An 18,981-nucleotide genomic window follows, 5' to 3' on the forward strand; every position below is an offset into this window, starting at 1 on the left:
TCGCGCTCCGGCTCAACCCCTCTCAGCGTTCGATGTAGCCTGCCGCAAATCAGCGTGGCTGACAGGTGGGGCACCAGAACAGATTTCGCCCGTCCATGACCTTGTGCGCGATCGGCGTCGCGCACACCCGGCACGGTTCGCCCTGGCGGCGGTACACATAGGTGCGTGGCCGGTCCTTGGCGTACGACGGTGCGCCGGTGTCGTGTTCGGGCCGGACGACATGCATGCGGCCGGTGGCGACGCCGACCGGCATCAGGTCGACGAGATCGGCCCACAGCGCGTCCCATTCCGCGGCGCTCACCGACGTGCCCGGCCGGAACGGCGAGATGCCGTGCCGGAAGAGCACTTCCGCACGGTAGACATTGCCGACGCCGGCGATCACCGCCTGGTCCATCAGCAGCGCGCCGATCGCCCTGCGGGAGCGCCGGATTCGCGCACCGGCTCGTTCATGATCGGCATCGGGCCGCAGCGGGTCGGCGCCCAGCCGCGCCACCAGGGCATCCACCTCGCCGGGGTTGAGCACCTCGCACGCGGTCGGCCCGCGCAGATCGGTCCCGAATTCCGTTGCGGCGCCGATCATCCGCATCCGCACCTGTCCGACGGGCGGACCCATCGGCAGCCCGGCCTCGCTGAACGTGCCGTACAACCCGAGGTGCACGTGCACGGTCAGCCCGGACTCGTAGTGGTGCAGGAGATGCTTGCCGACGGCCTCGGCCCGTTCCAGCACCCACCCGTCCACCAGCGCGGCGCCCTCGGCGAAGCGCCCTTGCGGACTCGAAACCCGCACAGCGCCACCGGAGAACCGTTCCTGATGCAAGCGGGCGATGCGATGAAGGGTGTGCCCCTCAGGCAAGAAACACACCCTCCTCAATCACAACTCACCAACTGATCTCGCAAGCACATGGGTAACTCACCGGGTACGAGCTGACCCGACAGCCACCCCACCGCCGGCCGCGTCGCCAACTCACCCCGCACCTAGGTCTGGCCGAAATTCGCGGAGAGGCGGATCAGTACGCGGGGACCTCAGGTGCCTCGCCGGACTTCTCGTAGTCGGCGAGGATGTCGATGCGACGCTGGTGACGGGCCTCTTCCGACCACGGCTGCGCGATGAACGCGTCGACGATGGCGAGGGCCTCGGCGGTGGTGTGCATGCGGCCGCCGATGCCGATCAGCTGAGCGTTGTTGTGTTCGCGGGCCAGCTTGGCGGTTTCGACGCTCCAGGCCAGGGCGCAGCGGGCGCCGGGGACCTTGTTGGCGGCGATCTGCTCGCCGTTGCCGCTGCCACCGAAGACCAGGCCGAGCGAGCCGGGGTCGGCGACGGTGCGGCGGGCCGCCTCGATGCAGAAGGCGGGGTAGTCGTCGAGAGCGTCGTATTCGAGGGCGCCACAGTCGACGACCTCGTGTCCGGCCTCCTGCAGATGGGCCTTGACGTGATTCTTCAGTTCGAAACCGGCATGGTCGGCACCCAGGTAAACGCGCATGGCTGCGATTGTGTCAGGCCGCTTAGAGTCGTTTTCATGCACCCGCACGAACCGCATTCTCCGCCTTCGGCAGGTCCCCCACCCGTGCCGCCGGGGCCGTCTGCCGACCAGCCGGGGACCGCACCGCCGGCGCCGTGGCAGCAGCCGGGCGCGCAGACCGGCGGGTTCCCCGCTCCACAGACCGGAGCTTTTCCGCAGACCCAGCCGTTTCCAGGCGCGTATCCGCCGGTGCCACAGGGGTATTACCCGCCCGGCGGTCCGCCCCTGCCGCCGCAGTACCAGCCGCGCGGGCTGTCACCGTTCGGGATGCCCGCCCGGCATCCGTGGGAGATCCCGCTGCTGGTGGTCGTCATCATGATCACCTCGGTCGCGTATCTGCTCGCGCTGCTGATGCTGGTGGTCGAGGTGGTGGCCGACCCCGTCGTCGACGAGCACGGGGAAGAGGTCAGCGATTCGATTCTGACCAGCCCGTATGTGCTGCTGCTGTTGTTCGCGCCGGTGCTGCTGTGGGCGGGCCGAGGCATGAACTACGCGCGGATGCGGATCAACGGCGTCAAGATGTCGCCGACCCAGTTCCCCGAGGGCTATCGGCTGGTGCAGGAGGCCGCGGCGCGATTCGGGATGCCGAAGGTGCCCGACGCCTATGTGGTGCTCGGCAACGGCCAGATCAACGCGTTCGCGTCCGGGCACGGGTTCCGCCGGTTCGTCGTGGTCTACAGCGACCTGTTCGAGATCGGCGGCGCCGCCCGCGAACCCGACGCGCTGGCGTTCATCATCGGCCACGAGGTCGGCCACATCGCCGCCGGGCACGTGTCGTATTGGCGTCAGCTCGGCATGTTCGTCGCGCCGTGGCTGCCGCTGCTCGGGTCGTCGCTGATCCGGGCACAGGAGTTCACGGCCGACAATCACGGCTTCTGTAACCGGCATCTGGGCGCGCCGGGCGCCATGGCCACCCTCGCCGCGGGCAAGTACCTCAATACCGACGTCGGGTTCGACGAGATGGCCGACCGGGCGGCGCAGGAGAAGGGCGGCTTCGTGTTGCTGGTCAACGCGATGTCGAGTCATCCGGTGCTGACCTGGCGGATGTGGGCGCTGCGCGACCGGAGCAAGCCGGGCCCGATGTTCTGCCGCCCGAGCGCACCGCAGCCCGGCATGATCCCGCCGCCCGGTGGCTATCCGCTCAACGCGGCGCCGCCCGCGCTACCGCCGAAGCCGGTGTGACGGGGTGGGGTGCCGGTCGGGCACCCCACCTGCTCGTTGTCAGTCGAACACAGGGTCTTCGGTGCGGGTGCGCTTCAGTTCGAAGAAGTGGGGGTAGGAAGCCAGCGCGACCACGCCGTCCCACACACGCCCCGCGTCCTCGCCGCGCGGGATGCGCGAGAGCACGGGACCGAAGAACGCGACCCCGTTGACGTGGATCGTCGGGGTGCCGACATCGGGGCCGACCTTGTCCATCCCCGCGTGGTGGCTCTCCCGCAGCGTCTCGTCGAACTCGGTGCTGGTGGCGGCATCCGCGAGCTCGGCGGGCAGGCCGAGCTCGGCGAGGGCGTCGGCCACGACCGCGGCGAAGGTTTCCTGGGCGGTCTCGCGCTCGAATTCGTCCCTGCGCTGGTGGATGCGGGTGCCCAGCGCGGTGTAGAGCGGCGCCAGGATCTCCTGGCCCGCCTTCTCGGCGGCGGCGATCGCGACCCGGACCGGGCCCCAGCCCGCGGCCATCAGGTCGACGTAGCGTTCGGGCAGATCATCCTTGCCCTCGTTGAGCACCGACAGGCTCATCACGTGGAAACGCGCGTCGATGTCACGCACCTTCTCCACTTCCAGAATCCAGCGGGACGTGATCCAGCACCAGGGGCACAGCGGGTCGAACCAGAAATCGACGACGTCCTTCGTGGCTTGATCGCTCACGGAGCTTCCTCTCGAGTCACAGTTGGGCAGGTCGCAAAGCCCGCCGGTTGGTGCAACCGCGCCACGCCCTGAATCGTTCCCCTGCGGTGATCTCGCGCACTAGGCTCGACGGCGAGGAGTCCCGGTCGTCCGCGAGAAGGAGTCCGTTCATGAGCTCGAATCAGCATTTCGTCGTCATCGGCGGCGGACTCGGTGCAGCCAAGCTCGCCGAGGCCCTGCGCGCCAACGACTTCGACGGCCGGGTGACAGTGCTGGCTGCCGAGGAGGAGCTGCCCTATGAGCGGCCGCCCCTGTCCAAACAGCATCTGGCAGGCACCCAGCAGCTGCCCGATTTCACCGTCGACCAGGGTTCCTGGTACCGCGATCATCACATCGACCTGCGGCTGGGCACCACCGCGACGGCGTTCGATCCGCGCGCCCACACGGTGACACTGCCGGATGAGTCCACTCTGAGCTACGACAAGCTGGCGCTGGCCACCGGTTCCCGCCCGCGCACGCTGCCCATTCCCGGCGCCGACGCGCCGAATGTGTACACCCTGCGCACGATCGGCGATTCGGATGTGCTCGCCCAGATCCTGCGGACGCACCGCACGCTGGTGATCATCGGCGGTGGCTGGATCGGCCTCGAGGTCGCCGCGCAGGCGCGGGCCAGACAGGTCGAGGTGACCGTGCTGGAAGCGGCCGAGCTCCCCCTGATCGGCGCGCTCGGCCCGGAGATGGGCGCGTTCTACGCCGAGCTGCACCGCGCGCACGGCGTCGACCTGCGGACCGGCACCAAGGTCGACACGATCCTGACCGACGACGGCCACGCCACCGGCGTGCAGCTCGGCGACGGCACCGTGATCCCCACGGAGGCGGTGCTGGTCGCGGTCGGCGCCCAGCCCAATATCGAGGCAGCGCTCGCGGCCGGGCTCGCGGCCGACGGCGGCGTACTGGTCGACGCGGGTCTGCGCACGAGCGACCCGGATGTGGTCGCGGTCGGCGACATCGCCGAGCAGGAACATCCGCTGCTGAACCGGCGCGTGCGCGTCGAGCACTGGGCCACCGCGCTCAACCAGCCCGCGGTGGCCGCGCTGACCATGCTGGGCAAATCCGCGTCCTACGACCGGCTTCCGTACTTCTTCAGCGATCAGTACGACGTCGGCATGGAGTACACCGGCTATGTCGGCCGTGACGACGACGTGCGCGTGGTGGTCCGCGGCGACCAGGCCGAGCGCGAGTTCGTTGCGTTCTGGCTCGATCCGCAGAACCGGGTGCGCGCGGGCATGAACGTCAACGTGTGGGACGTGACCGAGCGGATCAAGCAGCTGATCCTGGCGGGCGAGCCGGTCGATCCGGACCGGCTGGCCAATTCCGACATTTCTTTGTGATGCAGGTCACAGATATCGGTGGAGCCGATGTGTCGAACGATGCGCATCGGCTCCGACCATGTCTCGAGGGCGCCAGAAGGGCGCCACCGAAACCAGGAGCGTTCCGATGAAGTACATGCTGGTCAAGACGTATTCCGACGCCGCGTACTGCAGCGCCCCGCTGCCGGAATGGGGGCCCGAGGACATCGCCGCCCACATCGATTTCCAGCGGGCGCTGGGTGAACAGCTGGCCGCCGCGGGCGAGCTCGTCGACGCCCAGGGCCTGGCCGGTCCGGAGCAGGCGCTGATCGTGTGCTCCGACGGCAGCTCGGCGCCGGTGGTGACCGACGGACCGTTCCCGGAGACCAAGGAGTTCCTGGCAGGCTACTGGGTCGTCGACGTCGACTCCCCCGAACGCGCGATCGAGATCGCCGCGCAGGCCTCGGCCGCACCCGGCCCTGGCGGCAAGCCGCTCGGCGAGTACATCGAGGTGCGCCAGATCATGAGCGCGCCTGCCGAGTGAGCCGAGCCCCGCGCACCGAGGACCTGCTGCGCGAACTCGCCCCGCAGGTCCTCGGCGTTCTGGTCCGCCGGTTCGGCGATTTCGACCTGGCCGAGGACGCCGTGCAGGACGCGCTGCTCGCGGCGGCGACGCAGTGGCGTACCGACGGCCTGCCGGGCAATCCGCGCGGCTGGCTGATCCAGGTGGCCCAGCGCCGGATGGCCGACGCGGTGCGCGCCGAAGTCGCGCGGCGGCGCAGGGAGACAACGGTTTTCGTCCGCGATGTGCCCATCGAGGCGACTGCGCGCGACGACACCCTCGACCTGTACTTCCTGTGCTGCCATCCCGATCTGCCGCCCGCCGGCGCGATCGCGTTGACCCTGCGCGCGGTCGGCGGCCTGAGCACCGGCGAGATCGCCGCTGCCTTCCTGGTCCCGGAAGCGACCATGGCGCAACGCATTTCCCGCGCGAAGAAGCGGCTGGCCGAGAGCGAGCGGCCGTTCGCCAACGGCGCGCACGACAGCGCACGCCTGAGCGCGGTACTCCAGGTGCTGTACGTGATCTTCACCGAGGGGCACACCAGCAGTTCCGGTGCCGGGCTGCGCCGCGCCGACCTCTCCGCCGAGGCCATCCGGCTGACCCGCGCGCTGCGCGCCCTGCTGCCGACGAACACCGAGATCACCGGCCTGCTCGCGCTGATGCTGCTCACCGACGCCCGCCGCGCCGCCCGCTCCGGTCCGCACGGCGAGCTGATCCCCCTGCACGAACAGGATCGCTCCCGCTGGGACCGCGCCCAGATCACCGAGGGACTGCGCCTGCTCACCGCGACCCTGCCCGCAGGCCTGTCCGGCAGGTATCAGATCCAGGCCGCGATCGCCGGTCTGCACGCGCAGGCAGCTCGGGTCGAGGACACGGACTGGGCCCGAATCCTGCTGCTCTACACCATGATCGAGCGCGCCAACCCGAACCCGATGGTCACTCTCAACCGGGCCGTGGCAACCGCCATGGCGCACGGTCCCGCCGCCGGACTCGCCGTGGCCGACTCCGTCTCCGAACCGCTGGCCCGCTCCCATCGGCTCGCCGCGGTGCGCGGGCACCTGCACGAGATGGCGGGCGACGACGCCGCTGCCGTCGCGCACTATCAGCTGGCCGCCAAGCAGACGGCAAGCGTGCCGGAGCGCGACTACCTACTGCTCCGCGCCGCCGGCCTGCGTTCGGGCGAGGCCGTATCGGCGGTTCGCTTGCGTCCACGCTCCAGCAAAGCCACGCCAGCCCAGTGAACTCGCCGCGCGACCGTCGCTGGACGTCGCGCCGAGGCCGGGAACGGGTCAACCGGCTGGTTCGAGGTTCGCGATCATTCGCGCGAGAGTGGTGGTGAGCGTGGCGAATTCGGCATCGGTGATGCCGTCCGCCAGCTGTCGGCGGACGACGCCCACCGCGCGGGCCGCGGTCCCGTGCGCCGCCAGCCCCGCGTCCGTAGCGGCATACCGGCCGTCGGGGTCGCGGGTGATCCACCCACGTGCGATCAGGGCGGCGGTGACATCGGCGATCGACGCGCCGTCGGCCGTCCAGAAGGGCCGCAGCGCGTCGACCAGGTCAGCGGCGGGATCGCCGACGATCGTGTTGAGCGTCTGCCACTCCCGCCGCGACATCCCGACGCTCTCGACCGCCCGGTCGAAGGTCGCCTCGATGAGCTGGTCCAGGCGTTTGACCTGGTAACCGATCAGCCTGCGTTCGGTCATCATCCACTCTTTCATGCACTATTACACTTACATGTCCTATTACATGTATATGTACGACGGTAGCATGAGCTCGTGGACGAGGTCGAGCGGATCGAACGGGCGATGATCGCCATCCGGCGGCGCCAGACCCGGCGCACCCTGGCGGCGGACGAACCGAGCGGACAGGCCTTCGACGTGCTCGATGTGGTCGAGGCCGCGACCGAGCCGACCGTGTCCACGGTCGTGGCCGCGCTGGCCGTGGATCAGCCGCGCGCCAGCAAGCTCGTCGCCGCCGCCGTCACCGGCGGCTACCTGCGCCGCGTCGCCGACCAGTCCGACGGCAGGCGTTCGCTGCTCGTGCTCACCGAAAGCGGCCGGGACCTGCTGGATCGGGCGCACGACCGGCGTCGCGGCGCCTTCGACCGCGCGATGGCCGGCTGGTCCGGCACCGACCGCGCCGCGTTCGCCCGCCTGCTCGGCCGGTTCGTCGATGGACTCGACTGACGGCGGTCCTGGCAGACTCGCAGTCGTGACGGATGTGTTCAGTGCGGGTGTCCTGGTCTATCGCCGCCGCGCCGCCGGGATCGAGGTTCTGCTCGGCCATATGGGCGGCCCGCTGTGGGCGAAGAAGGACTCCTCGGCGTGGTCGATCCCCAAGGGCGAGTATGTCCCCGACGAGGAACCGGCTCGCGTGGCCGCGGCGCGGGAATTCACCGAGGAGCTCGGGCTCCCGGTTCCCGACGGCGACTGGATCGACCTCGGTGAGGTGCGCTACGGCAGCGGCAGCAGGCGCAAGACCGTCACCGTGTGGGCCGTCGAGGGTGATCTCGATCCGGCCGAGGTCGTCCCCGGCACGTTCGAGATGGAATGGCCGCCGCGCTCCGGCCGCACCGGCGTGTTCCCCGAAATCGACCGCGCGGCCTGGTTCGATCCGGCCACCGCCGAGGACAAACTCGGGAAAGGTCAGCGCCCATTTCTCACCCGGCTCACCGACCACCTGGGCTGACGCCGGACACGCCGGGCGGTTACCTCGACGGAGTACATTGCGGTCATGCCCAGCGACCTGCAGCTGAAGATCATGAACGCCGGCCACCGCGTCCTGCTCGCCCTCAGCGGAGGCCGCGTCGGCAACCGCATCTTCGGGATGCCCTCCCTCGAACTGACCACGATCGGCCGCAAATCCGGCGAACCGCGCAAGGTGATGCTGACCGCGCCGGTCATCGACGGCGACACGATCGTCGTCGTGGCCTCCCGCGGTGGCGACCCGACGCACCCGGCCTGGTACCTGAACCTGCGGGACAACCCGAATGTCGAGGTGTCGCTGCAGACCGGCCCGACGCGGCCGATGACGGCCCACGTCGCCACCCCCGAGGAACGGGCGAAGCTGTGGCCCCGGGTCGTCAAGGGATACAAGGGTTACGGCGACTACCAGACCAAGACCACCAGGGAGATCCCGCTGGTGCTGCTCGCACCGCGGACCTGATCAGACGAGGGCGGCCCGGAACTCCGTCGGGCTGCTGCCCCGCGAGCGCTTGAAGGCCGCGCTGAATCCGAACGCGTCGGAGTAGCCGACGGTGGTCGCCACCTGGGCGACGCTGCGCGCGGGATCGGCGAGCAGTTCCTCCGCCTCGGCCATCCGCCATTCGGTGAGGTAGGTCAGTGGCGGTTCACCGATCACCTCGGTGAACCGCTTGGCGAACAGCGCCCGCGACACGGCGGCCTCGGCGGCCAGGCTCGCGACCGTCCACCGCTCGAAAGGCTTGGCGTGGATGGCTTCCAGTGCCGGGCCGACCACCGGATCGGCCATCCCGCGATACCAGGCGGGCGCGCAGTGCTGCTGCTCGGCGAGCCAGGTGCGCAGGTTGCAGACCAGCGACCAGTCCAGCAGGCGATCCATCATGGCCTGCGAGCCCGCGCTGTGCCGGACCGCCTCGGCGGCGGAGTCCTCGAGCCAGGCGCACACGTCGCTGTCGGCGGCGACGACCATCACCGGCGGCAGGGCGCGCAGCAGGCGTTCGTGCCGCCTGCCCGAGGCGCGATAGGCGCCGACGATCAGCGACGTCTCCCCCGGCGCACCGGTTTCGGTGATCTCCTCGGTCAATCCCGGTGTGGCGCAGGATGAGTCGGTCGGGCCGAACCCGTCCGGCACGAAACAGGACAGCTCGTACTCGGTGAGCGGCCGATCGGGCGCGGCCTCGATATCGTTGAGCTGGAACGGTTCACCGGCCTGCACCACCGCCGTATCGCCCGCGCCGAGCCGGGTGCGCGACCCGTCGGCGAGCACCAGGGTGCCGCCGCCGCGCAGCACACACACCATGATCAGCGGCGCTCGATCGGCGAAGCGAATCGTCCACGGTGCCCGCAAGACGGCATGGGCGACGACCGAGCCGTCGGCACGGATGCCACTCAGCAGCGAACTCAACGGGTCCATGCCACCAGCGTAGACGAACTCCTATCAACTGGAGATGATCGCCCATAGATCGTCCACGCAAACCACGGTTAACTCGAAGGCACGGGGCACACCGTCCCACCTCACGATCGAACAGGGAGCCCACCGTGTCGCAGTCGCCTTCCACCACAGTGCCGACCACCACCGAGTCGAATCAGCCCGAATCAGGCTCTCGCACAGCGCTCGTCGTGCTCGCCCACCACCGCGCCGACTCGCTGTCCGCCCATATCGCGCGCCGCGCGGCCACCCGGCTCACCGCCGCCGGGTACACGATCGACTTCCTGGATCTGCACGCCGAGAACTTCGACCCGCGGATGACCGTGGCCGACCAGCCGGACTGGGGCAACCGCGACAAGCAGTACGCCCCCGGAACCGAGGCGCACATGCGGCGCCTGCTGGCCGCCGAAGTCGTGGTCGTGGTCTTCCCGGTCTACTGGCAGAGCGTGCCCGCGACGCTCAAGGGCTGGATCGACAGCGTCTGGAACTACGGATTCGCCTACGGCCGCAGCAAGCCGCGCCTGGCGGGCAAGCGCATCCTGTGGCTCGGCCTCGCGGGCGCGACCGCGGGCGACGAGATCCTCCCCGGCATGCAGCAGTTGCTGGAGGCCCAGCTCAGCGCGGGTCTGGCCTACTACAGCGGTTTCGCCGACTCCCGGGTCGGCCTGCTTCCCGACGCCGAGGAACAGCCGCAGACCCTGGACGCCGAGGGCAATCTGATCATCGGCGAGGCGATCAGTGGCGACGCCCGCACCGCCCACTACGCCGCGTTCGACGCGACGGCCGAAGGTTTCGTCGACGACTTCCTCGCGGCGAACCTGGTCGACGCCTGAGCCCCTGCCCCGCGCGGTGACCGTCACCGTCACCGCGCGGCCTGGCCCCGAGAGCGGACACGCTCACAGTCCAGTGAGCATGCGTCGCAGCACGCCGAAGAGTTCGGTGGGGTTGCCGGATTCGACGGCCGCCTTGTCGATCAGATCGATGGCGGCGGCGGTGAATTCGTCGCTCTGTTCCTGCACGTACTCCGCCGGGGTGTCGATGCCGGGCGCGTGCTGGGCGAGCAGGGTCGCCATGGCCTGGAGGAACGGGGCCATCAGCGCGGCCAGCTGCGCGGCGGTGCCACCCGTGGTGCGGACCATGGCGCCGCCCTGCTGGAACGCGGCGAACATCGCGTACATGCCGCCCAGGATCGACACGTCGTACATCGCCGCCGCGCCGAGATCCGCGCCGACGAAATCGGCCCGCCCGAACAGTTCGAGCACCGGGCGGTACCGATCGAAGGCCGCGGTCGCGCCGCTGTACAGCACGAACGCGCCGGGCCCGCCGATCATCGACGGCACCGCCATGATGCCGCCGTCGATCAGTTCGACCTCGTTGTCCGCGGCCCAGCGGCCCAGTGCCCGCGCCTGTTCCGGTGTCGTGGTGGTCAGGTTCACCACCGTGTGCCCGCGCAGTAGCGCCGCGACCGGCTCGATGTGCTCGCGCACCGCCGCGTCGTCGAGCACGCACAGGATCACCAGATCGGCCGCGGCCAGCGCCTCGGCGGAGCTCGCCGCGAGCACCGCGCCCTGCGCCACCAGCGGCTCGGCCCGCGCCGCGGTGCGATTCCACACCGTCACCTGGTGGCCACCGGTCAGCAGCGCCTGCGCCAGCGCGGTGCCCATCGCACCGAGACCGAGCACCGAAACCCGCTGTGCCGTCACCGAGTTGGTCATGTTTCCCCTTGGTTCGAAGCTCTCGCCGCCACCTCGGCAACGCACTCCTAGATTCGCCGGTAGCGATACACTGCACAAGTACCGACTATCAAGTCCAATACTCACCAAAAAGTAAGTAAGGCGAACATGAAGCAGCGAGAGCGCCCGTACTCGTGCGGGATCGATGCGGCGCTCGACGTCGTCGGCGGCAAGTGGAAGGCGCTGATCCTGTGGGCACTGTCGACCGGCACCCAGCGCTTCGGCGACCTCAAGCGGATGGTGCCCGGGGTGACCGAGAAGATGCTGATCCAGCAGTTGCGTGAGCTCGAGCACGACGGGATCGTCCACCGGGAGATCTACGCGCAGGTGCCCCCGAAGGTGGAGTACTCACTCACCGACCTCGGGGTATCGCTGAACGCGGCGCTCGTCACCCTCGGCGCGTGGGGCAACGCGAACATGGACCACATCTGCGAGGTCAAAGGCGTTCTCGCGCCGGTGCACTGACGCGCCGACCGTGGTGCGGTCGGCCATCGCGCGGATGCGGCGCCGGTGCATCGCCCCGGCGCCGCGCGGGCATCAGCCCTGGATGCCCTGCCAGGTGTTGCCGGTGATGCGCTCGTAGGCCTCTTCGTACTTGCGCCGGGTCGCCTCGACCACGTCGGCGGGGATCTCCGGACCCGGGTACTCCTTGTTCCACCCGGTGGAGGTCGACCAGTCGCGCACGAACTGCTTGTCGAAGGAACGCTGCGCGCGGCCCGGCTCCCACTCGTCGGCGGGCCAGAAGCGCGAGGAGTCGGAGGTGAGCACCTCGTCGCCGAGGGTGAGCACGTCACCGTCCCAGCCGAATTCGACCTTGGTGTCGGCGACGATCACACCGGCCTTCGCGGCATGCTCGGCGCCGCGCGAGTAGATCTCGAGGGTCAGGTCGCGCAGTTTCCCGGCGACCTCGCGGCCCTCCTGGTTCACCACGTCGGCGAAGCTGATCGCCTCGTCGTGGCCCTCGGCGGCCTTGGTGGAGGGGGTGAAGATCGGCTCGGGCAGCTTGTCGCCGTCGCGCAGCCCCGGCGGCAGGGCGATGCCGGACACCGTCCCGGACTGCTGGTACTCCTTGAGCCCCGACCCGGTCAGGTACCCGCGCGCGATGCACTCGACCTGCACCATCTTCAGCGGCTTGACCCTGATACCGCGCCCGGCGAACTCGGCGGGCACATCGGTCGCGGAGACCACATGGTTGGGGATGCCGGTGAAGTACTCGAACCACCAGTTCGACAGCTGGGTCAGCAGCGCGCCCTTCTCCGGAATCGGCGTCGGCAGCACGACGTCGTAGACCGACACGCGGTCCGAGGCAACCAGCAGCAGGGTGTCGCCGTCCTCGTAGAGGTCACGAACTTTCCCGGCGTGCACATGCTTCAACGTCGAGCCTCCGAATCCTGGATGGGCGTACTGGGTTCGCCCGGAACTCTACCGGCCCGCCCGGTGACCGGATCCGGCCTGGTCACCGCGACGCGAGGCCGATCACATTCCGGTCAGGCAGTCGCACGCTCGATATCGGCGAGGCGGAACGTGCGGCGGTAGGTCAGCGGGGCGACGCCGACCGCGACCTGGAAGTGCTGGCGCAGTGAGGCACCGGTCGCGAAGCCGACTCGGCCGGCGATCTGCTCGACCGACAGATCGCTGGCCTCGAGCAGGTGCCTGGCCCTGGCCACCCGTTGCTGAGTGAGCCAGCGACCGGGACTCATCCCCACTTCGTCGACGAACCGGCGCGCGAAGGTGCGCTGACTCATCCGCGCGTGCGCGGCCAGCTCCGCCATGGTCAGCGGAAGCTCGAGATGTTCGAGCGCCCAGTGCCGGGTTGCGGCGGTGCTCGCGATCGCGGGATCGGGGACGGGCTGGTCGATGTACTGCGCCTGCCCGCCCTCGCGCCACGGCGGCACCACGCACCGGCGGGCCACGTGGTTGGCCACCGCGCTGCCGTGATCGGCGCGCACGATGTGCAGGCACAGGTCGACGCCGGAGGCCGCGCCCGCCGAGGTGAGAACGTCACCGTCGTCGACGAACAGGACGTCCGGGTCGAGCCGCACCCGCGGGAAGTGGCGGCGGAACGAGTCGGCCATGCGCCAGTGCGTGGTCGCGGGTCGCCCGTCGAGCAGGCCCGCCGCGGCCAGGACGAACGCTCCCGTGCAGATCGACACGATGCGGGTCCCGGGGCGGATCAGCGCGAGCGCACCCCGGGTCACCGCACCGAGCCCGGCGAGAGCTTCGCCGATATCGGACGCGGGAATCACCACCGTGTCGGCGGTCGCCAGCAACTCGGGCCCGTGCTCGACGGCGATCCGGAAGTCGGCACAGGTCCGCACCGGCCCGCCGTCGACGGAACAGGTGAGCACCTCGTAGCGGTCGTCGAGGGTGCCGAAGACGCGCTGCGGTGTGCCGAGTTCGAACGGGTAGACGCCGTCGAGCGCCAGGACCACCACACGATGCATGGCACGATTCTATCGGATGATGACTTTCATGCCATTTTCTCGACGGCCGCAGCCCGGCACCGTTGACCCCATGACCGACACCATGCGCGCCATCAGCCAGGACACTCTCGGCGGACCCGAGGTCCTGCGCGAGATCGAACTCCCCCGTCCCACCCCCGGCCCGAGCCAGCTGCTCGTCCGGGTGCACGCGGCCGGGCTCAATCCGACCGACTGGAAGCATCGCGCCCTGCCCGGCTTGTTCCTGCCCCCACCGCCTTTCGTGCTCGGCTGGGATGTCTCCGGCGTCGTCGAGGCGGTCGGTTACGGCGTCACCCTGTTCGCGCCCGGTGACGAGGTGTTCGGCATGCTGCCCTACCCGCACGGGCACGGTTCGCTGGCCGAGTACGTCGTCGGGCCCGCTCGCGCCTTCGCCCACAAGCCGGACAACGTCGACCACATCGTGGCCGGCGCCACCCCGCTCGCCGCGCTCACCGCCTGGCAGGCGCTGGTCGACACCGCGAATATCCAAGCGGGACAACGGGTGCTGATCCACGCCGCCGCGGGCGGAGTGGGCCATCTCGCGGTGCAGATCGCGAAGTCGCGGGGCGCGTATGTCATCGGGACGGCGAGCGCGGCCAAGCACGAGCACCTGCGCTCGCTCGGCGCCGACGAGCTGATCGACTACCGGGAGGTCGATTTCGCCGAGGTCGTCGGCGATGTCGACGTGGTGCTGGACACCCTCGGCGAGGAGAACAGCCGCCGGTCGCTACCGACACTGCGACCCGGCGGACTGCTCGTCAGCATCCTGGCGCGCACCGGGACCGACCTGCCCGCCGAGGCGGCCCGGCAGGGCGCCCGCTTCGCCGCGCTGCTCGTCGAGGCCGATCATGCCGGGATGCGGGCCGTCGCCGAACTGCTCGCGTCGGGCGAGCTGACGCCGACCATCGCCGGGGTGTTCCCGCTCGCCGAAGCGGCGAAGGCGCACGCGCTCGGCGAGACGGACCGGACGCTCGGAAAACTCGTGGTCACTGTGCCCTGACCAGGTGGGCGCCGCCGACCAGGTGCGCGGCGGTGCCGACCCGGGGCATGGGGTGGCGGCGACCCCGGGCATCCGGCGGTGGCGGTGACCCAGCGCACGCGGTGGCGGCGAGGCCGGAAACTCGTGAGCGGGCGCCGACGGCAAGTGGCATTGTGGACGCTGATGTGCGCACCGGTGGACCACCGCAGCGCTCGACCGTGCCGTGTTCGTCGACGACGAAGGAGATCTATGTCCGCCCCGAATCTCACCCGCGACCAGGCGGTCGAACGCGCCGCGACCGTGGCCGTGCAGAACTATCGGATCGAACTCGACCTCACCGACCAGCCGCGAGGCGCGGGTTCGGAAGTGTCGGACACCTTCGGTTCGAAGACCACCGTCACCTTCACCGCCACTCCCGGTGCGAGCACGTTCATCGATCTGGTGGCGCCGCGGGTGCGTTCGGCCGTGCTCAACGGCACCCCGCTGGATGTGAGCGGCTACGACGAGTCGACCGGGATCACGCTGACCGAGCTGGCCGAGACCAACGAGCTCGTCGTCGAGGCCGACTGCGAGTACTCGCACACCGGTGAGGGCCTGCACCGCTTCGTCGACCCGACCGACGACAACGTCTACCTGTACTCGCAGTTCGAGACCGCCGATGCCAAGCGGATGTTCGCCTGCTTCGACCAGCCCGATCTCAAGGCGACCTTCGACATCGTCGCCACCGCACCCGGCGACTGGCGGGTCGTCTCCAACGGCGCGACCGCCGAGGAGCACAAGGTCGGCGCGGTCGTGCGGCACACCTTCGCGACCACCCCGAAGATGAGCACCTACCTGGTCGCCATGATCGCCGGTCCGTACGCGACGTGGACCGACTCGTACACCGACAGCCACGGCGAGATCCCGCTCGGCCTGTTCTGCCGCGCCTCGCTCGCCGAGCACATGGACGCCGAGCGCCTGTTCACCGAGACCAAGCAGGGATTCGCCTTCTACCACGACAACTTCGGCGTGCCGTACGCCTTCGGCAAGTACGACCAGCTGTTCGTGCCGGAGTTCAACGCGGGCGCGATGGAGAACGCGGGCGCGGTCACCTTCCTCGAGGACTACGTCTTCCGGTCCAAGGTGACCCGCGCGTCCTACGAGCGCCGCGCCGAGACCGTGCTGCACGAGATGGCGCACATGTGGTTCGGCGACCTGGTCACCATGAAGTGGTGGGACGACCTGTGGTTGAACGAGTCGTTCGCGACCTTCGCCTCGGTGCTGTGCCAGGCCGAGGCCACCGAATACACCAGCGCCTGGACCACGTTCGCCAATGTGGAGAAGTCCTGGGCCTACCGCCAGGACCAGCTGCCGTCGACGCACCCGATCGCCGCCGACATCCCCGACCTGCACGCGGTGGAGGTCAATTTCGACGGCATCACCTACGCCAAGGGCGCTTCGGTGCTCAAGCAGCTCGTCGCCTACGTCGGGTTGCAGCCGTTCCTGGCCGGGCTGCGTGACTACTTCGCCGAACACGCCTACGGCAACGCCACTTTCGACGATCTGCTGGCCGCGCTGGAGAAGGCGTCGGGCCGCGACCTGTCGAGCTGGGGCGCGCAGTGGCTCAAGACCACCGGCCTCAACATCCTGCGTCCCGACTTCCTCGTCGCGCCGGACGGCACGTTCTCGAGCTTCGCCGTGGTCCAGGAGGGCGCCGAGCCCGGCGCCGGTGAGCACCGCGTGCACCGGATCGCGGTCGGCGTCTACGACGATGTCGACGGCAAGCTGGTGCGCACCCACCGCGCCGAGCTCGACCTCGACGCGACCGGACGCACCGAGGTACCCGAGCTGGCCGGCGTGCCGCGCGGCAAGCTGGTGCTGGTCAACGACGACGACCTCACCTACTGCTCGCTGCGCCTCGACCCCGATTCGCTCGATGTGGTCGTGCAGCGCATCGGTGACATCGCCGACTCGCTGCCGCGCACCCTGGCCTGGTCGGCGGCCTGGGAGATGACCCGGCAGGCCGAGATGAAGGCCCGCGATTTCGTCGCGCTGGTGCAGCGCGGGATCGGCGCGGAGTCCGAGATCGGCGTGGTGCAGCGGCTGCTCATGCAGGCCGCCACCGCCATCTCCAGCTACGCCGATCCGGTGTGGGCCGAGCGGGAGGGCTGGCCCGGTTTCGCCGACCGGCTGCTCGAGCTGGCCCGCGAGGCCGAGGCGGGCTCGGATCATCAGCTCGCCTTCGTCAACGCGCTGACCGGGGCGTTGCTCGCGCCGCGCCACACCGGCGTGCTGGCCCAGCTGCTCGACGGCGATCCGGCCGTGGCCGGGCTGCCCGGACTCACCGTCGACACCGACCTGCGCTGGCGCATCGTCACCGCGCTGGCGGCGGCCGGGCAGATCGACGCCGACGGCGTCGACTCGCCGACCATCGACGCCGAGCTGGCGGGCGATCCGACCGCGGCGGGCAAGCGCCAGGCCGCCGCGGCAGCCACCGCCCGCCCGATCGCCGAGGTGAAGGAGCGGGCCTGGGCGACGGTGATGGGCGACGACTCGGTGCCCAACATCACCGCCCGCGCCATCGTCGGCGGCTTCGCGCCCGCCGGTCAGGGCGAGCTGCTCGCCCCGTACGTGGACAAGTACTTCGCCGAGATCCCCGCCGTCTGGGAGCGCCGCTCCAGCGAGGTCGCCCAGACCGTCGTCATCGGCCTGTACCCGCACTGGGCGATCACCGAGGACGCCGTCGCCAGGGCCGACGAGTTCCTGGCGGGCGACCACCCGCCCGCCCTGTACCGCCTGGTCTCCGAGGGCCGCGCCGGCATCGAACGTTCCCTGCGCGCACGGGAATTCGACGCCAAGTAAGCGGTCACCCGAGGGCCCGGTGCTGCGATTTCGCCGCACCGGGCCTTCTCGCTGTCCGAACCCAGGTCCGGCGTAATCGTGCAATTCGACGTCTCGGAGTCAGAAAACTGACTGCAGGCGACCCGATTGCACGATTACGCCGGGCTCAGCCTGCGCGTGTCGCTGCTGTAAGCAGATCTGCTGCGGGCAGCAGAAGCGGCGAATCACGGTGCGCGCGAGGCACCGTGGACGCATGGCACACGACGACAAGACTCCGATGTTCAGCTGGCGGGCCCGCGAACAACTGTTCGGGCGCCGGATCCTCGTGCTCGACGGTCCGCTCGACGACGACAACGGCACGCTGCTCATCACGCAGCTGCTGACCCTGGCGGCGCAATCGCCCGAGGCGCCGATCTCGCTGTGGATCCACTCCCCCGGTGGTTCGGTGCCATCGATGCTCGCGATTCGCGACGTCATGCGGCTGGTCCCGTGCGAGGTGTCCACGCTCGCGCTCGGATTGGCGTGCAGCGCAGGGCAGTTCCTGCTGTCCTCGGGGTCGCCGGGCCGCCGTTTCGCCTTGCCGCACGCGCGCATCCTGATGCATCAGGGCTCGGCGGGTATCGGTGGCAGCGCTGTGGAAGTAGAGGTGCAGGCCGACGACCTGCGCTACACCGTCGACACGGTGCTAGGCCTGATCGCCGCCGACACCGGCCAACCTTTCGACCGCGTCTACGAGGACTCCCTGCACGACCGCTGGTTCACCGCGACCCAAGCGCTCGAGTACGGCTTCATCGACCACATCGTCGAATCGTTCGACCAGGTCGTCCCCAACCGCCACCGCATCGGCATCACGGCATAGAGGAGTCATCGTGACCAGTTACACAATCCCGAATGTCGTGTCTCAGCATCGTGGTGGCGAGCGGATCACCGACATCTACTCGCATCTGCTCAGCGAGCGCATCGTCTACCTGGGCACGCCCATCGATTCCGGCGTCGCCAACGCGCTCATCGCCCAGTTGCTGCACCTGGAGTCGGACAGTCCCGGCCAGCCGATCAGCCTCTACATCAACTGCGAGGGCGGCGATCTGTCGGCGATGCTCGCCGTCTACGACACCATGAGTTTCATCAAGGCGCCCGTGCACACCACCTGCGTCGGCCAGGCCATCGCGGTCGGGGCCGTGCTGCTGGCCGGCGGCGCGGCGGGTCATCGCTCGATGCTCCCGCACACCCGGATCGTGTTGCACCAGCCCGCGACTCGCGGGCAGGGCACCATCCCGGACTTGATCCTGCAGGCCGACGAGATCGTCCGGATGCGCGCGGCGATCGAGGCGATCCTGTCCAAGCACACCGGTCAGACGCCGGAAACCCTGCGCCGCGATACCGATCGGGACCGGGTGTTCACCGCCGACACCGCGCTCGATTACGGCCTGGTCGACCAGGTGCTGCACGAACGGGAGTGAATGCCCGGGCTGCGCACAGTCGGTTACAGCGATCCGTCACCGCACACCGGGTGCCGAACTACCGGCGATCATCGGCGAGCGGCCTATCGCGGTCACGACAGGCCGCTCGGCCGAGGTCTGCCG

Annotated in this window: 21 protein-coding genes; 13 read left to right on the forward strand and 8 right to left on the reverse strand. The window is 69.6% G+C overall.

Going from position 1 to position 18,981, the window contains the following annotated elements; all coding sequences use genetic code 11:
* Positions 1-49 precede the first annotated feature (49 nt).
* Positions 50-853, reverse strand: a complete 804-nt coding sequence (locus tag ACFWF2_RS06135) for an Fpg/Nei family DNA glycosylase (RefSeq protein WP_379305112.1) — start codon at positions 851-853, stop codon at positions 50-52.
* 154 nt (positions 854-1,007) lie between these two features.
* Positions 1,008-1,481 (reverse strand): ribose-5-phosphate isomerase, encoded by a 474-nt coding sequence (locus ACFWF2_RS06140; protein ID WP_379030290.1) that lies wholly within the window; start codon positions 1,479-1,481, stop codon positions 1,008-1,010.
* A 36-nt stretch (positions 1,482-1,517) separates the two neighbouring features.
* On the opposite strand from ACFWF2_RS06140, the gene ACFWF2_RS06145 reads away from it, so the two are divergent.
* Entirely contained in the window at positions 1,518-2,702 is a 1,185-nt protein-coding gene (locus ACFWF2_RS06145; RefSeq protein ID WP_379305115.1) for a M48 family metallopeptidase, read from the forward strand.
* 39 nt (positions 2,703-2,741) lie between these two features.
* On the opposite strand, the gene ACFWF2_RS06150 is transcribed toward ACFWF2_RS06145, so the two are convergent.
* Positions 2,742-3,386 carry a disulfide bond formation protein DsbA gene (locus tag ACFWF2_RS06150; protein ID WP_379305117.1) on the reverse strand — a complete coding sequence of 215 codons (645 nt, stop codon included), beginning with the start codon at positions 3,384-3,386 and terminating at the stop codon, positions 2,742-2,744.
* Positions 3,387-3,535: 149 nt separating this feature from the next.
* On the opposite strand from ACFWF2_RS06150, the gene ACFWF2_RS06155 reads away from it, so the two are divergent.
* From ACFWF2_RS06155 to ACFWF2_RS06165, 3 genes are all read left to right on the forward strand, one after another.
* Positions 3,536-4,756, forward strand: a complete 1,221-nt coding sequence (locus ACFWF2_RS06155) for an NAD(P)/FAD-dependent oxidoreductase (protein ID WP_379305119.1) — start codon at positions 3,536-3,538, stop codon at positions 4,754-4,756.
* A 106-nt stretch (positions 4,757-4,862) separates the two neighbouring features.
* A complete protein-coding gene (locus tag ACFWF2_RS06160; RefSeq protein WP_379305121.1) occupies positions 4,863-5,258 on the forward strand; it encodes a YciI family protein in 396 nt (131 codons plus the stop codon).
* A complete protein-coding gene (locus ACFWF2_RS06165) occupies positions 5,255-6,517 on the forward strand; it encodes an RNA polymerase sigma factor (protein WP_379305123.1) in 1,263 nt (420 codons plus the stop codon). Before ACFWF2_RS06160 ends, ACFWF2_RS06165 begins: the two co-directional genes overlap by 4 nt.
* Before the next feature lie 48 nt (positions 6,518-6,565).
* On the opposite strand, the gene ACFWF2_RS06170 is transcribed toward ACFWF2_RS06165, so the two are convergent.
* Positions 6,566-6,994 (reverse strand): MarR family winged helix-turn-helix transcriptional regulator, encoded by a 429-nt coding sequence (locus ACFWF2_RS06170; protein ID WP_379305125.1) that lies wholly within the window; start codon positions 6,992-6,994, stop codon positions 6,566-6,568.
* A gap of 57 nt (positions 6,995-7,051) precedes the next feature.
* On the opposite strand from ACFWF2_RS06170, the gene ACFWF2_RS06175 reads away from it, so the two are divergent.
* Genes ACFWF2_RS06175 through ACFWF2_RS06185 form a run of 3 tightly spaced genes read left to right on the forward strand, consistent with a single transcriptional unit; the run spans position 7,052 to position 8,441 of the window.
* Complete coding sequence (locus ACFWF2_RS06175) at positions 7,052-7,462, forward strand: MarR family winged helix-turn-helix transcriptional regulator (RefSeq protein WP_379305127.1); 411 nt, start codon at positions 7,052-7,054, stop codon at positions 7,460-7,462.
* 25 nt (positions 7,463-7,487) lie between these two features.
* Complete coding sequence (locus ACFWF2_RS06180) at positions 7,488-7,964, forward strand: NUDIX domain-containing protein (protein WP_379305129.1); 477 nt, start codon at positions 7,488-7,490, stop codon at positions 7,962-7,964.
* 45 nt (positions 7,965-8,009) lie between these two features.
* Positions 8,010-8,441: a nitroreductase family deazaflavin-dependent oxidoreductase gene (locus tag ACFWF2_RS06185; protein WP_379305131.1), complete on the forward strand. Its 432-nt coding sequence runs from the start codon at positions 8,010-8,012 to the stop codon at positions 8,439-8,441.
* On the opposite strand, the gene ACFWF2_RS06190 is transcribed toward ACFWF2_RS06185, so the two are convergent.
* The gene (locus ACFWF2_RS06190; protein WP_379305133.1) at positions 8,442-9,389 is read right to left on the reverse strand and encodes an AraC family transcriptional regulator; all 948 of its coding nucleotides are present in this window, start codon (positions 9,387-9,389) and stop codon (positions 8,442-8,444) included.
* A gap of 125 nt (positions 9,390-9,514) precedes the next feature.
* Between ACFWF2_RS06190 and ACFWF2_RS06195 the strand changes: the two genes are divergently transcribed.
* Complete coding sequence (locus ACFWF2_RS06195) at positions 9,515-10,237, forward strand: NAD(P)H-dependent oxidoreductase (RefSeq protein WP_379305135.1); 723 nt, start codon at positions 9,515-9,517, stop codon at positions 10,235-10,237.
* A 63-nt stretch (positions 10,238-10,300) separates the two neighbouring features.
* Here ACFWF2_RS06195 and ACFWF2_RS06200 read toward each other — a convergent pair whose 3' ends face one another.
* Positions 10,301-11,224 (reverse strand): NAD(P)-dependent oxidoreductase, encoded by a 924-nt coding sequence (locus tag ACFWF2_RS06200; protein ID WP_379305137.1) that lies wholly within the window; start codon positions 11,222-11,224, stop codon positions 10,301-10,303.
* 21 nt (positions 11,225-11,245) lie between these two features.
* Here ACFWF2_RS06200 and ACFWF2_RS06205 point away from each other — a divergent pair, with 21 nt between their 5' ends.
* Complete coding sequence (locus ACFWF2_RS06205) at positions 11,246-11,602, forward strand: winged helix-turn-helix transcriptional regulator (RefSeq protein ID WP_379030251.1); 357 nt, start codon at positions 11,246-11,248, stop codon at positions 11,600-11,602.
* 72 nt (positions 11,603-11,674) lie between these two features.
* On the opposite strand, the gene ACFWF2_RS06210 is transcribed toward ACFWF2_RS06205, so the two are convergent.
* Both ACFWF2_RS06210 and ACFWF2_RS06215 read right to left on the reverse strand, forming a co-directional pair.
* Entirely contained in the window at positions 11,675-12,511 is an 837-nt protein-coding gene (locus ACFWF2_RS06210) for a phosphoribosylaminoimidazolesuccinocarboxamide synthase (protein WP_379305139.1), read from the reverse strand.
* A 113-nt stretch (positions 12,512-12,624) separates the two neighbouring features.
* On the reverse strand, positions 12,625-13,581 hold the full coding sequence (locus ACFWF2_RS06215; protein WP_379305141.1) for a GlxA family transcriptional regulator: 957 nt from the start codon (positions 13,579-13,581) through the stop codon (positions 12,625-12,627).
* 70 nt (positions 13,582-13,651) lie between these two features.
* On the opposite strand from ACFWF2_RS06215, the gene ACFWF2_RS06220 reads away from it, so the two are divergent.
* The 4 genes from ACFWF2_RS06220 to ACFWF2_RS06235 all read left to right on the forward strand — a co-directional run bounded on the left by ACFWF2_RS06220 (position 13,652) and on the right by ACFWF2_RS06235 (position 18,858).
* Positions 13,652-14,599, forward strand: coding sequence for an NADP-dependent oxidoreductase (locus ACFWF2_RS06220; RefSeq protein ID WP_379305143.1), 948 nt, complete (start codon positions 13,652-13,654; stop codon positions 14,597-14,599).
* A 228-nt stretch (positions 14,600-14,827) separates the two neighbouring features.
* The gene (gene pepN, locus ACFWF2_RS06225; RefSeq protein WP_379305145.1) at positions 14,828-17,419 is read left to right on the forward strand and encodes an aminopeptidase N; all 2,592 of its coding nucleotides are present in this window, start codon (positions 14,828-14,830) and stop codon (positions 17,417-17,419) included.
* Positions 17,420-17,651: 232 nt separating this feature from the next.
* On the forward strand, positions 17,652-18,257 hold the full coding sequence (locus ACFWF2_RS06230) for a ClpP family protease (RefSeq protein WP_379305147.1): 606 nt from the start codon (positions 17,652-17,654) through the stop codon (positions 18,255-18,257).
* 10 nt (positions 18,258-18,267) lie between these two features.
* Complete coding sequence (locus tag ACFWF2_RS06235) at positions 18,268-18,858, forward strand: ClpP family protease (RefSeq protein ID WP_379305149.1); 591 nt, start codon at positions 18,268-18,270, stop codon at positions 18,856-18,858.
* Positions 18,859-18,981: the final 123 nt, after the last annotated feature.

The organism is Nocardia sp. NPDC060259 (assembly GCF_042728775.1).
GTDB lineage: Bacteria > Actinomycetota > Actinomycetes > Mycobacteriales > Mycobacteriaceae > Nocardia.